Consider the following 14,236-nt stretch of genomic DNA (forward strand, 5'->3'; position numbering starts at 1 on the left):
GGGCGGCGCATCCGGCCGCCACTCTCTTTGCGCAGGCGGGGAGGGGGCAGGGCGAGGGCGATCGGCAGGCAGCGATCAGGACGCCAGCCGCCACCCCGTTCCGGTCGCTTCCGCGGTGAAATCGTCGAAGGAGAGCGGCTGCGAGAAGGCATAGCCTTGCAGGATGTCGCAGCCGAGATCGCGCAGCAGCGCGGCATGTGCTGCCGTCTCCACCCCTTCGGCCACCGTCTCGACGCCGAGTGAGCGGGCGATCTCGATGATCGAGCTGACCAATGCGCGCTCCTGCGAGGCATTGACGATCGGCTGCACCAGCTGGCGGTCGATCTTCAGCCGCTTCGGCTTCAGCTTCAACAGGCTGACGATCGAGGTATGGCCGGTGCCGAAATCGTCGATCTCGATATCGATGCCGAGCGCCTTGATGCGCTCGAGATTCTGCGAGACGACGTCCTCGCTCTCGTCGAGGAATATCGATTCCACCAGTTCGAAGGAGAGCTCGCCCGGACGGATATGCAGGTCGGCGAGCGATTCCAGCAGGCTGCCGTCATGCAGCCGTCGGGCCGAAACATTGACAGAGACCTTGGGCACCACAATGCCGCGCGCCGTCCAGCGCATCTTGTCGTGCAGCGCAGTTTCCAGCACGATCCGGTCGAGCATCTGCACGACATTGATCTCGTCGGCGATGCGCAGGAACTTGTCAGGCGCGAGCCACCCCTTGGAGGGGTGCTTCCAGCGCACTAGCGCCTCGACGCCGGTGAGTTCCATCGTCCGGGCGCAGAATTGCGGCTGATACCAAGCGGTGAATTCGCCATTGTCGATGCCGGCGAGGATCTCGTCGGCCGTGCGCTTGGTGTTGATGATATCGGCCTGGAGATTGTGATTGAAGAATTCGAAGCGGTTGCGGCCCGTGCTCTTGGCGCGGTAGAGCGCGATATCGGCATTGATCAGCACCTTGCGCGCATCGACATGGATGCCGTTGGCAAGCGCAATCCCGATCGACACGCCGCAGCGGCAGGAAAAACCCTGGAAATCGATCGGCTGGCGCATTTCCTCGATGATCCGCGTCGAAAGCTGCGCCATCTCCTTGTCGCCGACGTCGAGGGCGAGGATGACGAATTCGTCGCCGCCGATGCGCGCGACGATGTCGCTGCCGCGGACATTCTTGGCGAGCACCTTCGAGGCGTGTACCAGCATCGCATCGCCGGCGGCATGGCCGAGCGTGTCGTTGATGTCCTTGAAGCGGTCGAGGTCGATGTGCAGGATCGAGAATTTCTGCCGCTGCTGGCGGCCGTCATGGGTCAGACTTTCGAGCGCGATGTCGAGCTTGCGGCGGTTGGCGAGTGCGGTCAGCGGGTCGTGCAGTGAATTGTGCTCGATCCTGTTTTTGACAAGCTCGAGCTCGATATTCTTGGCGACCGCATCGTCTTTGGCGGCTTTCAGCCGGATCGTCATCAGCACGTCTTCGGTGGCGTCGAAGGCGATGCCCATGATCTTCATCTCGCTAGTCCCCGTCTGGTGGACCTTGCCGACCGAGCGCACATAGCGCACCGAGCCGTCGTCGACGATCACCCGGCAGACGAGGGTGTGCGTATCGCCGTTGTGCTTGAAGTGACGCGCGCTTTCGAGCGCCAGGCTCCTGTCCTCGGGGTGGATGCGGCTAAGCCAGATCTCCTCGGTCATGAAGCCGTTGCGCGGTGTAAGCCCATAGAGTTCGTGCATCCGCTCGTTCCAGATCGAGCCGCCGAGGCCAGGCCGCGCCTCCCATATGCCGCACTGATAGGAATTGAGCGCCAGGTCGAGCCGGCTGGAAAGCTCGGCGAGCTCGCCCTCGCGGCTCGAGAGCTCGTCAAGCGCCAGCTCCAGCTCGGCATTCTTGACCTCGCTCATATCCTTGGCCTTGCGCAGCGTGTCGGTGATCTCCGCATCGGCGGTCACGTCCCAGACGATGCCGATCGTCTTGCTGACGCCGGCTGCATCCGTATAGAAGGCGCCGACCGAGCGCAGATGGCGGATGCCGCCGTTGCCAAGCAGGATGCGGTACTGCGCCGTGCAGGCAACGCCGGCAATGCTGCAGCTGAAGAAATGCACTTCGGCAGTTTCACGATCCTCGGGCAGGATCGCCGCCAGCCATTCGTCGAGCACCCGGCTTCCTTCTTTCGCCGCTTTGCCGTGCAGAGCCGCGGCACGGGCATCCCAGAGCAGACTGCTCGAATGATCCTCCAGCTCCCAGATGCCGATATTGGAGGATTCCAGCGCCAGGTTGAGCCGCTGCGACAGTTCCAGCAATTTTGCCTCGCGGGTCTCCAGCGCGGTGATGTTGCGATTGCGCTCGCCGAGCAACAGGGTCGCGAAGAAGATCGGCACGATGATGATGAAGCCGGCGGCAAGGATGATCAGACGCAGCTCGGTGCGGTTTTCGGGTATCGCGTTCCAGCCGCTATTAGGGACCGCGGAAAGCTCCCACTTGCCGCCGGCAAAGCCGATCTTCTGGCGCATCGGATTCTTGTCATCGATATCGGACGAACCGAAGAACGGCGGCGGCAAAGCGGCGTTGGTCGCGGCCGCCGCGCCGATATCGCGGATGGCGATCGAAAGATGGCCGAGATGCGGATAACGCTCACGGTTTTCGCGGTCGCGCGCCGGCATCAGCCCGGTCGCCTGGTAAAACATTTGCTGGTCGATGGCGACTTCGACCGCCCCCCAGATCCGCCGCTGGCCGTTCTCCTTGACGTAAACCGGGAAGAAGATGGCAAAGGCGTCGCGGCCGTCGGTGCTGATCGGGCCGTAGAAGCGCGCCGACTGGTCGCCGGCCGCGCCAGTCATCACTTGGCGAAAGAAGAGAGTTTCGCGCACGTCGCGGCCGATCCGCTCATTGCCGGATTGCGGTGGGTGGATGTCGCGGATGATGAAATCAGGCGCGACGGCGATATGAATGAAAGACGGGTTCTGGATTAGCAGCCAGTTGATCTGGCGCTCCATCTCCTCTCCGTTGGCCGCGCTGACGGAGATCAGGTTCGTCAGATCGCGCACGACGCTGAGGTCCAAATTGATCTCGGCCATCACCCGGGCGCGGATCAGGTTGGTCTCGTTTTCCGTGCGGATATGAAGTTCGCGCACATGAGACGCAGTATTGGCCCGGTCGAGCCCGAAGCCGACCATGATGACGACGAGGGCGACGAGCGACGAAACCAGAAACGAAACGCGGGTATTCTTCAACACGCGCCGCAACTGCTTGCTGTCGCTGAGCCTGGATAGCAAAATGAAACTCCCCTGTTGGCGAGCAACTGTAGGACGCGCGGGTTAATTTACGATTGCCCGCCGGCGATGCCGAAAAATCGTGTGAAGGGAAAAACCGCGGGTTAACGCGGCATCTTGATTATATTTAAAATCCTATTCATCAATTGGGCGGGAAAAGCCTTTCTTACGGGCAATTTTCGCCATATTCAGGAGCTTATCTGTGGCCAGTCATTTTTTCGTGCAGCTTATCGTGCAGCGTTTCAAAAGGATTGTCGCCATGCGTTTCGTCGTCGCCACGCTTTTGGCAACAGCAAGTTTCCTGTCACCGATGAGCGGTTTTGCCGAGAGCGCCGATGTCGAGGCGACGATCAAGAAGGTCGACACGGCCAACCTCGTGCTGACGCTCGATGACGGCAAGACCTATCAGGCGCCCGAGGAATTCAATTTCGACGGCCTCGAAGCCGGCGTGAAGGTGATCGTCTTCTACACCGAGGTCGACGGCAAACGCGTCATCAACGATCTCGACATCGTTAAATAGGCAGTTCTCTGGAGAATAATCGAGTGAGGTACGCGCAGTGGCTGCCCCTCACCCCAACCTTGCCGGGGTCGAGCCACTGGTCTCGACCCGTCCTGCGGACCCCCGTAAACGGGGCTAGGGGCCGTGCCCTGCGAGAGGTAAGCGAGGAACCGAGAGGTTGCGCCTATCCCCCTTCGCCCCGCGCGCGGGGAGAAGGTGGCGGCAGCCGGATGAGGGGCTGGTCCCGGCAATCTCCCTGGGCAGCACAGGCCCGAACAGCTCGTTCGCACCCCCAATCCGACCTAGCGCCCTGCAATACCTACAGCCAGACGATCGTCCGCTCCGTGGTTTCGATCCGGATGATCCGGTCCTGCGGGATGGCGCCTTCGGCAGCGGTGCTTTTCGGCAGGTCGGCGATCGCCTGGAACAGCGTGCGGATGACACCGCCATGGGTGACGCAGACCGTCGGACGATCGACCGAGTTCAGCCATGAGCCAGTGCGCCAGGAGAGAATTTCGTAGCTTTCCGCATCATCGCCGGGTGGGATGAAATCCCATTTGGAGGCATTGCGTTCCGCCACCCGCTCGCGCTGCGTCGCCTTCAGCTCCTTGATTGTCGAGCCTTCCCAGTCGCCGAAGGAAATTTCCACCAGCCTTGGATCGGTGCGATAGGCAAGCGGCGGCAAGCCCATGGCAATGCGCATGATTTCCATTGTCGCGCGCGTGCGCTGCAGCGGGCTTGCGACGAAATCGAATTGGTCGACCGTGTCGCCGAGGATCTCGGCAAGCGCGATGCCGTTCTGCCGGGCCTGTTCCAGGCCCGTGGCATTCATCGGGATATCCTTCTGACCCTGCAGGCGGCGCTCGGCATTCCAGGCGGTCTGGCCGTGTCTGATCACATAGATAAGCACGGTCTCGCATCCATATGGAGAAATCAGTCCTTGATGACGGAAATGTCGGGCGCGTCGACCGCCTTCATGCCGATGACATGATAGCCGCTGTCGGCATGGTGCACTTCGCCGGTGACGGAGCGCGACAGGTCCGACAGGAGATAGAGGCCGACATCGCCGACTTCCTCGATGGTGACGGTACGGCGCAGCGGCGCGTTATATTCGTTCCACTTCAGAATATAGCGGAAATCGCCGATGCCGGAGGCGGCAAGCGTCTTGATCGGTCCGGCCGAGACGGCATTGACGCGGATGTTCTGCGGTCCGAGGTCGACGGCGAGATACTTGACGCTGGCTTCGAGCGCGGCCTTGGCGACACCCATGACATTATAGTTTGGCATCACCTTTTCGGCGCCGTAATAGGTCAGCGTCAGCATGGCGCCTCCATCCGTCATCAGCTTCTCGGCGCGGCGTGCGACCGAGGTGAAGGAATAGACGGAGATCTGCATCGTCTTGGCGAAGTTGTCGGCCGAGGTGTCGACGTAGCGGCCGGTCAACTCGTCCTTGTCGGAAAAGCCGATCGCATGCACGAGGAAATCGATCTTGCCCCACAGCTTCTCGACGTTCGCGAAAACCTCATCGATGGTGGCTTCATCGGCGACGTCACAGTGGCCGACGAGCGTCGCGCCGATTTCGGCGGCGAGCGGCTCGACACGCTTCTTCAGCGCATCGCCCTGATAGGTAAACGCAACTTCTCCGCCGTGCGCATGAATGGCCTTGGCAATACCCCACGCAATCGAACGATTGTTGGCGACACCCATGATGACGCCGCGTTTGCCTGCCATGAGGCCGGATGCTTGAGCCATATTTCGCTCCCTAGGATTCTGATCGATCCTGCCTATGGCATAGGCCGTTAATCGGTTCAAGCTTGGCCGGGATCATCAACTGTTAGGGATCGTAATAAAGGGTGCGAATGTCATAAAAATTTCATAGGAACAGGCCTTCGCGCATGCTCCGCATGAGATCGGTGACTTTGTCGTCGGGTTTTTCCCACAAGATAATGCGCAATTCGACGACCAGATCGCCTCTGCCGCCCTCTTCGCGGGGCAATCCCTGGCCGGGAATTCTAATCGTCTTGTCCGAGCCCGACCATGCGGGGATCGTCACGTTCAGCGGCCCGCTCGGTCCTTCGATGCGCGCCTCGGTGCCGAGCACGGCATTTTCGATGCTGAGCGGCAGCACGGCGTGCAGATCGAAACCGTCGACGGTGAAGCGCGGATCGGACGCAATGCGAATGTTGATGACGGCGTCGCCGCGCTGCATGCCCGGCAGTTTGAAGCCCTGTCCCTTAAGCCGCACCTCGTGGCCGTCGGTCGTGCCTGCCGGCAATGCAAAGCCGATTTCGCGGCCCTCCGGCAGCGACGCGGTGATCCAGCCGCTCTTCAACACGTCGTCGATCGTGACCGTCGCCGTCGTCACCTCATCCGGTGCCTTGTCCAGGCCGGTATCCTTGGCGCCGGTGAAACGGCGCACCAGGTTTGTCAGGATGCTGAGCGGCAGCGACAGGTTGGCGGCGGCATTTGGCCCAACTTCGCCCGATTCCTCATCGCCCTTGACCTCGGCCTCGGCGGCATCGCCATCCATGCGCCTGCCGGGATCGGCCTGGGCGTTTTGGGTCTGTTGATTTTGCGCCTGCTGATATTGCGCCTGCTGGGCGCGAGCCTGCGCCTGGCCGCCGGCCGCAGCCCGGGCCTGGGCACCGAAAATGCGATCCACCATCTCGTCGGCGGCCTCAACGGAACCTGCCTGTTGTCTGTTGCCGTCGGCGGCAGCCTTCTGGGCGGCGCGCGCCAGCTCTTCCATCACGCGCTCGGCATTGGCCTGTGCCGCCTTGGCGCGCACGGCCGCCTCGCGGGCGGCCTGGCGCTGCTGCATGATCGTCTGTTCGTGTTTCTTGGCTTCGGCCATCCGCAGGGCATTGTCGAACAGGCTGCGTTTGCGCGGGTCTTTCAGCGTTTCATAGGCGCGGCCGATCTCGGCGAACCGGGCCGTCGCCGTCGGATCGTCCTGATTGTGGTCGGGATGGGCTGATTTGGCCATGTTGCGCCAAGCCGCCTTGATCTCGTCTACTGCCGCGTCGCGCTTGACGCCCAGAATTTTATAAGGATCGCGCATGTTAAAACCGCCGGTGTTGCGATGCGGCAAGCCTCGTCCTTGCCCGGCATCCCCGTCCAATAAAACGTGTGTAGCGCCACCCGCCACAAAGGCAGGAACAGCCACTCTCAACGCCGATCCTGCGGCGGAGTTGCTAATCACTTGTTATTTCTGGGCAGAGATGTGGGGTGTTTCGCGGTAAATGGTTAGCTCTTTGCTAAGCATTCGGCAGAAAGCGGTCGCGCGTTAACCTGTTGGTGACGGCGCTGCGCGTCTTTTCGAACGCGCAAAGGGACGCTGTAATAGTTTGGGAGGATCAGCTCTCGGGCTGGAAGCTCAGAAGCTGCCAGTTGCCGCCGCCGACGAGGCAGGTCTTGCCGTAGAATTTGGCGATGCCGACATAGGAATGCCGGGTGGTACGGAACTGGCGGCAGACCTGGCCGGACTCATTGTTCTCGACGATCGTATCGATGACGCCGGCACTGCCCGTCGATGCGTTCGCCCAGGGAAGCGGCTGGCCCTCGAGCCTTTGCACGTCGGCCGAGGTCACGGCGTTGCGCACGGTCATTTCGTCGGAAAGCGTGTCGGTGCTCGGCGGCGTCTGCGGCACGGTGCCGGTTGCCACCGACCGGTCGACCTTGGCGTCACTCAAGAAATCCATACCGCCGCCGACGCAGCCGGAAAGCGACAACATCGCGGTGCCGATGACAAACAACGCGCGGCTGCGTCGCCGCAGGCCCTTTGTATGGCGAGATGACTTTGTTATGACTTCCACCCTGCATCCTGTCCAGTTATCAAAAGCTGGGCGAGTTTTGAATAATCCGGGGCATTTGAACCAATATGTCGGCAAACGAGTTAACAAGCGGTGACTTTACCGAAAGTGGCGAACCCTTCAAGCTCTTTGCCGAATGGCTGAAAGAAGCCGAGGCTTCCGAGCCCAATGACCCCAATGCGGTGGCGCTGGCAACGGTCGATGAGGATGGTCTTCCCAATGTCCGCATGGTTCTCCTGAAGGGATTCGACGATGACGGTTTCGTCTTTTACACCAATTTCGAGAGCCAGAAAGGCCGCGAAATTCTTGGCCAGAAAAAGGCTGCCATGTGCTTTCACTGGAAAAGCTTGCGTCGCCAGGTGAGGCTGCGTGGCCCCGTCGAGATCGTTACCGATGCCGAAGCGGACGACTATTTCAAGACGCGGGCGCGCGGCAGCCGCATCGGCGCCTGGGCTTCTAAGCAATCCCGTCCGCTGGAAAGCCGTTTCGCGCTGGAAAAGGCGGTGGCCGAATATACCGCGCGTTATGCCATCGGCGAGATTCCGCGCCCCGCCCACTGGTCGGGCTTCCGCATCCGGCCGACCTCGATCGAATTCTGGAAGGACCAGAAATTCCGTCTGCATGACCGTGTCGAATTCCGCCGGCCATCACCGGAAGGTGAATGGGACAAGGTCCGGATGTATCCGTAACGGGCTTATCGGCCCATCATCTTCAGCGGTATGCCGGAGGCGAGAGCCGAGACGTAACGTCGCTTCTGGTAGAATCCGTTGAGCGAAATGCGCGGGAGATAGCCGGTCAGCTTCGCTGCCGGCAACCCGGGCTGCGTGGTGACCGCAAGGGTAAAGCCGAGATTGCGAGCGATGCGCGCCTCGCGGGCGGTCGCAGCCGCAGGCGTGCCGTAAGGATAGGCGATCGTCTCGGGACGAATACCGGTCACCGCCTCGAGGTAATCCGCCGAAGCTTGCATTTCGATTCGCGCTTCGGCTTCCGGCAGCCGGGCGAGCGCCCGATGGCTGATCGTATGGGCGCCGAGCGTTGCGAGCGGATGTGCCGCCAGCCATTGCAATTGGCCAGGGCCCATTACCAGTTCGCGGACGATATCCGTCGGCTCGATGCCGTTTTCGCGCGCCAGCAGATCGATGGCGGCAACGGCGCGCGCCTCGTCGGAGCGGTGGACGTAGGCGGCAAAGCGATCGAAGGCGTGCCATTGCTGTTGCGGGCTATCGAGCACAAGGCGCTCCATGCCGCGGCCGAAATCGAAACGGATTTCGGCCGCCCGGCGCAGGAGGATCGCCAGCGTTTCCCACCAGATGCTGTGAGAGCCTTCGGCAAAACCCTTGGCGACGAATACCGTGAACGGCGCCTGATGCCGCTCGAACACCGGCAGCGCATGTTCCAGATTGTTGTTGTACCCGTCGTCAAGCGTGAAGGCCGCGAAAGGCTTTGCGCCTTCCGGCTCCGCCAGCAGCGCCGGCACCTCGGCGAGCGGCACGAAGCGATAGCCCTCTCGCCTCAGCCGCCGCAGCGCCACGTCGAGAAACCGCGGGGTGATTTCAAGATGCGCATTCGGCTCGAAGGCTTCGGCCACGTGCGGGCGGACATGATGCAGCGTGAAGACCACGCCGCGCCCGCGTGCTTCGCGCATCAGCCCGGCCGAGGCCAGCAGCCAGGAAAACTCGAGCCCGGCGCCGATCGCCAGTCGCTTGCCCAATCGCTTGAATTGTCCCGTCATGCGGCGCCCCGTCCCCTGCCTTTTCCGGAAACTAGCAAGTGCGACTTAAGCCTTGCTGAATCCCGGTTCAGCACAGGTCTTTGATTTCCTGTTAACCAAAACGATGAAAAGACTAGAAAAATGATAGGCGTTGCCTCAAAGTCGCGCCAAACTTACGGCTTCTGTCACATTACGGGACAAAACGCCGATCCTATCGCGGGCCAATGCATGAAGGGCCTGCGCATCAGGGCCAGCATATGAGGGGAAGTGCATGAGAAAGCTTTGGGCGGCTGTTTTGACCGTAACGCTTGCCGTTTCGGCGCCTCTTGCGGCTCTTGCCGGCAACGCTTCGCTAATCCTCGATGCCCGGACCGGCAAGGTTCTCGCCGCTGAAAACGCCGATACGCTGAACCATCCGGCCTCGCTGACGAAGATGATGACGCTCTATCTCACCTTCGAGGCGTTGAAACGCGGCAAGATCGCCTGGGATACCCCGATCAAGATGTCGAAATACGCCGCCTCCCGGCCGCCGACCAAGCTTGGCGTCAAGGCGGGCGGCACGATCACCGTGCGCGAGGCGGTCTATGGCATGATCGTCAAATCGGCCAATGATGCCGCCTCCGCCATGGGTGAGAAGCTCGCCGGCTCGGAAAGCGGCTTTGCCCGGGTGATGACGGCCAAAGCCCGCCAGCTCGGCATGAGCCGCACCGTCTTCGTCAACGCATCCGGCCTGCCGGACGGCCGTCAGGTGACGACGGCGCGGGATATGTCGACGCTCGCCATCGCGCTGATGAAGAACTATCCGAACGAATACCGGCTGTTTTCGACGGCCAGTTTCAATTTCCGCGGCCGGACGGTGCGCGGTCACAACAATCTCATGTACCGCTATCAGGGCATGGACGGCATCAAGACCGGTTATACCAATGCGTCCGGCTTCAACCTCGTCAGTGCCGTCAGAGACGGCAACCGCCGCGTGGTCGGCGTCGTGCTCGGCGGCCGCACTGCCCGCAGCCGCGACGCCAAGATGGCTGGTTTGCTCGACCGTTATCTCGGCCGCGCCTCGTCTTCCGGCGGCGCAAGGCTGGTGGCGAGCGTCGGGGCGAAAGAAACGGTCGAAGTCGCCTCCGCCGCTGACGCTTCCGATGTTCCGGTGCCGTTCAACGCACCGCGGCAAGTCGACGATCTCGCTGCGAAAAGCCTGGCCTATGCCGATGACGCCGTCGTGCCGCTGGAACGTCCGGTCGCGATGGACGAGATCCTGAACGCCGGCAAGACGCCGAAGACATCAGCAGAGAAGACCAATGGAGACTGGCAGATCCAGATCTCGGCCGCTCCCAGCGCCGATGCGGCGCGTGCGCTTCTCGCCCAGGCAAAGTCCGAAGCCGGCGCGCCGCTCGTGTCAGCTTCGCCCTATACCGAGGCGGTCGGGCAGGGGGCCAACAAGATCTATCGCGCCCGCTTCGTCGGCTTCGCCAGCAAGGATGCCGCCGTCTCGGCCTGCGATGCGCTCAAGCAGCGCTCCTATGACTGCATGCTGCTGCCGGATCGCGGCTGATCGCCGCCCGGCACTCTGGGCAATCCCGTTCTGGACAATTGTTGGGAATCAGCGTCTCCTCCATAAACAAAAGGAGAACGTCTATGCTGCGCCGTCTCGCCGATCAGTTCGAAACCTCATCCGCGGCCTATGCCGCAGCCAACGGCATCGAGCGTGACCCCGACTGGTTTTTGTTGAAGCTGCAGGAGGAGGTGGGTGAGCTCACCCAGGCCTGGAACCGCCTGACCGGCCGCGGGCGCCGTAGGGACCGGACGCCGGAAGAGCTCGACCGCGATCTCGCCGACGAAACCGCCGACCTGCTCGGCCACATCCTGCTCTTTGCCCGCCGCAACGATATCGACCTTGCCGCCGCCATCGAGCGGAAATGGCGGTTCCAGCCGGCGCTGACGTCGAAGGGCTGATGGGTCCGAAATCTCACCACCAATCAGCTTCGGACAGGTCATAGGCGTACATCTGGAGGCGGATCCCAACCGTTAAGGTGCGTCCCTTGCATTCAAAGATCAAGCATTTCTTCAATGAGAAGGCAGGCCTAGGTTGACTGAAGCATGAGAGCGCTAAAGGTTTGGCTCGCTTTTCCCAATGATATCCGCCCGCTGGCAAGTCCCGGTCGCAGGCACGATATCTAGCTTATCCCCAATGTTGAAATCATCATGCGGCGTGCCGATCTCAAAGTTGTATCGGCATACAATGGACTCCCCGGTCGGAGTCGTTCTTGAGAAGGACAGTTCCGCCATCGTCACGATCTTCACCCCACGACGATGAACTTCCTCTTCCCAAACTGCTTCTATCGTTGCGACCGTGCGCTCAAAGTGATGCAGTCGCCAAAGATAAAACCCGAGAATGGCGATGCAGATCAGCAATCCGACCAAAGGGAAGACGACTCTCATCACGGCGAGTTCTCGCGTCACCTTTGGATTGTAAGTATGTCGGAGCATCACCATCCACCCGCAAATCGAGTGCAACTATGAAGGGCTCATTCGATCCTTGCAATGGATGAACGTGCTCGCAGGTGTGAGCGGCACACTGGTTACTTTGCTCCCGCCGGTTATTGATGATTGCTGGGATCAACTGCGCTCCTTGCTTAGACGGCTGCGCATCCCTTTTGTTGAAAGCGACGAGTTTTCACGATTTATGGACATGCGTCCGGCATCGCTTTTGACACAACATGATTCGGAAACTCGTTCCCGTAGCCGCCAATTTGTCAATAGAACCTGTGACCTGCAGCTTTCAGCCGACTTTATATCGGTAGAATTTGCTGTCCACCGCCATCAGCGGGAAGGCGCGGGGCAGGGCGCTCTTGGCAATCTCGGCAAAGCCGTTCTTTTCGTAGAAGCGATGGGCGGCGACGAACTTGTCGGTTGTGCCGAGGAAGATATCGGTCAGGCCGGCCTCCCTGGCATGGGTAAACAGGCGATCGAGGAGCCGCGCCGCCACGCCATGCTCGTGGCCGCGAACCTCAGCAGCGACGAACATCTTGCGCAGTGCCGCCTGGTTGTTGCCGATATCCTTGAGCCCGACCGTGCCGACGATGGCGCCACCCTTGACGGCGACCCAGAACTGCCCCTTGCCGGACTGATAAAAATCCGGGATGACCCGGAGATCCGGCTGCGCATCGGCGGTGATATCGATGCCGAATTCTTCGCGCTGGATCGGCAGGATCACCGAAAGCACGGCATCGGCGTCATCGGCGGTGAAGGTTCTGATTTCGACGTCCGCCATGACGGGTCCTTTCGCCTCAGGTCTGGGTACCGCCGACCGTCACCTGATCCATGCGCAGATGCGGTTGGCCGACGCCGACGGGAACCCATTGGCCGGCCTTGCCGCAATTGCCGATGCCGGTATCAAGCTTCATGTCGTTGCCGATCATCGACACCCGCTTCATCGCATCCGGGCCGTTGCCGATCAGCATCGCGCCCTTGATCGGCGCGCCGACCTTGCCGTTTTCGATCAGATAGGCCTCGGTGCAGCCGAAGACGAACTTGCCGGAGGTGATATCCACCTGGCCGCCGCCGAACGAGACGGCATAGATGCCCTTCTTCACCGAGGCGATGATTTCCTCCGGCGTCTTGTCGCCGCCGAGCATATAGGTGTTGGTCATGCGCGGCATCGGCACATGGGAATAGCCCTGGCGGCGGCCGTTGCCGGTGGGCGCCATGCCCATCAGCCGGGCATTCTGCCGATCCTGCATATAGCCGACGAGCTTGCCGTTTTCGATCAGCACGTTGTAGGCGGACGGCGTGCCCTCGTCATCGATGGTGATCGAGCCGCGGCGATTGTCGATCGTGCCGTCATCGACGACGGTGACGCCGGGAGCGGCGACCATCTGGCCGAGAAGGCCTGAAAAGGCCGAGGTTTTCTTGCGGTTGAAATCGCCTTCCAGCCCGTGACCGACCGCCTCGTGCAGCATCACGCCCGGCCAACCGGAGCCGAGAACGACGTCCATCGTGCCCGCCGGCGCATCGATCGCCTCAAGGTTGACGAGCGCTTGGCGCAGCGCCTCGTCGGCGCCGTATTGCCAGCTGCCTTCGGCGATGAAATCGCCGAAGCCGATGCGCCCGCCGTGGCCATAGGAGCCGCTCTCCTGCCGATCGCCTTCGCCGACCATCACCGAAATGTTGATGCGCGTCATCGGCCTGATGTCGCGCACACGGTGTCCGTCGGCGCGCAGGATGTCGACGACCTGCCAGCTTGCGGCAACCGAGGCCGTCACTTGGCGCACCTTGTCATCCTTGCCCCTCAGATAGGCGTCGATGTCCTGCAGGACCTTGACCTTCTCCTCGAAGCTCGGCTGGCCGATCGGGTTCTCGTCGCTGTAGAATTTCTTGTTGGTGCCCTGGGGTGCTGCCGCATAGGAGCCGGAATAGCCGCGTGTCACCGCGCCGACGGCATCGGCCGCCCGCTTCAGCGCCGCCACCGAGAGATCGCCGGCATGGGCATAACCGACCGCTTCGCCGGCAACGGCGCGCAGGCCGAAACCCTGTTCGGTGTTGAAGCTGCCGCCCTTGAGCCGGCCATTGTCGAAGGTCAGCGCTTCCGCCTGCGCATGCTCGATGAACAATTCGCCGTCATCGGCACCGGACAGGGCCTCGGCCACGTGCTTGCGCATCGTCGCTTCATCGGCATCGAAAAGCGTCAGGAGATCGGTGGTCATGGTATGGCTCCAAGCATGCGTTCAGGAGTGCACTGACTCCCTAGATAGGGCTCCACATAATAAGGAGTGAAGCCCCGCCGTCGAATTATTCTTTTTTTAAAGGGATGTGAGCGTTCCCATCGCTTTGCGCTGTGTGGCGACGCGGCTTTTTTACATAATCACTTTGAGAGCTGATTTGTTCGAAATGCCGAGAAAATATCCGCCCCTCACCCTAACCTTCCGGGGTCGAGCCACCCGTCTCGACCCGTCCTCCGGA

At 61.4% G+C, this 14,236-nt stretch carries 13 protein-coding genes; 4 read left to right on the forward strand and 9 right to left on the reverse strand.

Annotated elements, in window-relative coordinates; genetic code table 11:
- Positions 1-75: 75 nt before the first annotated feature.
- Complete coding sequence (locus tag AC2444_RS03090) at positions 76-3,255, reverse strand: bifunctional diguanylate cyclase/phosphodiesterase (protein WP_012756305.1); 3,180 nt, start codon at positions 3,253-3,255, stop codon at positions 76-78.
- A gap of 256 nt (positions 3,256-3,511) precedes the next feature.
- On the opposite strand from AC2444_RS03090, the gene AC2444_RS03095 reads away from it, so the two are divergent.
- The gene (locus tag AC2444_RS03095) at positions 3,512-3,772 is read left to right on the forward strand and encodes a DUF1344 domain-containing protein (RefSeq protein WP_003569889.1); all 261 of its coding nucleotides are present in this window, start codon (positions 3,512-3,514) and stop codon (positions 3,770-3,772) included.
- 298 nt (positions 3,773-4,070) lie between these two features.
- Here AC2444_RS03095 and AC2444_RS03100 read toward each other — a convergent pair whose 3' ends face one another.
- The 4 genes from AC2444_RS03100 to AC2444_RS03115 all read right to left on the reverse strand — a co-directional run bounded on the left by AC2444_RS03100 (position 4,071) and on the right by AC2444_RS03115 (position 7,566).
- Complete coding sequence (locus AC2444_RS03100; protein WP_012756307.1) at positions 4,071-4,661, reverse strand: histidine phosphatase family protein; 591 nt, start codon at positions 4,659-4,661, stop codon at positions 4,071-4,073.
- A 23-nt stretch (positions 4,662-4,684) separates the two neighbouring features.
- Positions 4,685-5,503 (reverse strand): enoyl-ACP reductase FabI, encoded by an 819-nt coding sequence (gene fabI / locus AC2444_RS03105; RefSeq protein WP_012756308.1) that lies wholly within the window; start codon positions 5,501-5,503, stop codon positions 4,685-4,687.
- A 121-nt stretch (positions 5,504-5,624) separates the two neighbouring features.
- Positions 5,625-6,842 carry a J domain-containing protein gene (locus tag AC2444_RS03110; protein ID WP_012756309.1) on the reverse strand — a complete coding sequence of 406 codons (1,218 nt, stop codon included), beginning with the start codon at positions 6,840-6,842 and terminating at the stop codon, positions 5,625-5,627.
- A 265-nt stretch (positions 6,843-7,107) separates the two neighbouring features.
- Positions 7,108-7,566 carry an RT0821/Lpp0805 family surface protein gene (locus AC2444_RS03115; RefSeq protein WP_012756310.1) on the reverse strand — a complete coding sequence of 153 codons (459 nt, stop codon included), beginning with the start codon at positions 7,564-7,566 and terminating at the stop codon, positions 7,108-7,110.
- Positions 7,567-7,631: 65 nt separating this feature from the next.
- Here AC2444_RS03115 and pdxH point away from each other — a divergent pair, with 65 nt between their 5' ends.
- On the forward strand, positions 7,632-8,252 hold the full coding sequence (pdxH, locus tag AC2444_RS03120; protein WP_012756311.1) for a pyridoxamine 5'-phosphate oxidase: 621 nt from the start codon (positions 7,632-7,634) through the stop codon (positions 8,250-8,252).
- 5 nt (positions 8,253-8,257) lie between these two features.
- Here the strand turns inward: pdxH and AC2444_RS03125 are convergent, their stop codons facing one another.
- Positions 8,258-9,295, reverse strand: a complete 1,038-nt coding sequence (locus AC2444_RS03125; protein ID WP_012756312.1) for a polysaccharide deacetylase family protein — start codon at positions 9,293-9,295, stop codon at positions 8,258-8,260.
- A gap of 250 nt (positions 9,296-9,545) precedes the next feature.
- On the opposite strand from AC2444_RS03125, the gene AC2444_RS03130 reads away from it, so the two are divergent.
- Positions 9,546-10,829, forward strand: coding sequence for a D-alanyl-D-alanine carboxypeptidase family protein (locus AC2444_RS03130; protein WP_012756313.1), 1,284 nt, complete (start codon positions 9,546-9,548; stop codon positions 10,827-10,829).
- Positions 10,830-10,912: 83 nt separating this feature from the next.
- The gene (locus AC2444_RS03135; RefSeq protein ID WP_012756314.1) at positions 10,913-11,230 is read left to right on the forward strand and encodes a nucleoside triphosphate pyrophosphohydrolase family protein; all 318 of its coding nucleotides are present in this window, start codon (positions 10,913-10,915) and stop codon (positions 11,228-11,230) included.
- A gap of 153 nt (positions 11,231-11,383) precedes the next feature.
- Here AC2444_RS03135 and AC2444_RS03140 read toward each other — a convergent pair whose 3' ends face one another.
- The 3 genes from AC2444_RS03140 to tldD form a co-directional block, all read right to left on the reverse strand.
- Positions 11,384-11,716, reverse strand: coding sequence for a hypothetical protein (locus tag AC2444_RS03140; protein WP_128440119.1), 333 nt, complete (start codon positions 11,714-11,716; stop codon positions 11,384-11,386).
- Between the two features lie 340 nt (positions 11,717-12,056).
- Positions 12,057-12,548, reverse strand: coding sequence for a GNAT family N-acetyltransferase (locus AC2444_RS03145; RefSeq protein ID WP_012756316.1), 492 nt, complete (start codon positions 12,546-12,548; stop codon positions 12,057-12,059).
- Between the two features lie 16 nt (positions 12,549-12,564).
- A complete protein-coding gene (gene tldD, locus AC2444_RS03150; protein WP_012756317.1) occupies positions 12,565-13,980 on the reverse strand; it encodes a metalloprotease TldD in 1,416 nt (471 codons plus the stop codon).
- Positions 13,981-14,236 lie beyond the last annotated feature (256 nt).

The sequence above is a fragment of the Rhizobium sp. WSM1328 genome (genome assembly GCF_057653715.1).

What these genes read in the sequence shown, in the direction of transcription:
- AC2444_RS03125 (WP_012756312.1), bottom strand. Translation starts at nt 9,295, where the DNA reads ATGACGGGACAATTCAAGCGATTGGGCAAGCGACTGGCGATCGGCGCC.
- fabI (WP_012756308.1), bottom strand. Translation starts at nt 5,503, where the DNA reads ATGGCTCAAGCATCCGGCCTCATGGCAGGCAAACGCGGCGTCATCATG.
- tldD (WP_012756317.1), bottom strand. Translation starts at nt 13,980, where the DNA reads ATGACCACCGATCTCCTGACGCTTTTCGATGCCGATGAAGCGACGATG.
- AC2444_RS03135 (WP_012756314.1), top strand. Translation starts at nt 10,913, where the DNA reads ATGCTGCGCCGTCTCGCCGATCAGTTCGAAACCTCATCCGCGGCCTAT.
- pdxH (WP_012756311.1), top strand. Translation starts at nt 7,632, where the DNA reads ATGTCGGCAAACGAGTTAACAAGCGGTGACTTTACCGAAAGTGGCGAA.
- AC2444_RS03095 (WP_003569889.1), top strand. Translation starts at nt 3,512, where the DNA reads ATGCGTTTCGTCGTCGCCACGCTTTTGGCAACAGCAAGTTTCCTGTCA.
- AC2444_RS03130 (WP_012756313.1), top strand. Translation starts at nt 9,546, where the DNA reads ATGAGAAAGCTTTGGGCGGCTGTTTTGACCGTAACGCTTGCCGTTTCG.
- AC2444_RS03145 (WP_012756316.1), bottom strand. Translation starts at nt 12,548, where the DNA reads ATGGCGGACGTCGAAATCAGAACCTTCACCGCCGATGACGCCGATGCC.
- AC2444_RS03140 (WP_128440119.1), bottom strand. Translation starts at nt 11,716, where the DNA reads ATGAGAGTCGTCTTCCCTTTGGTCGGATTGCTGATCTGCATCGCCATT.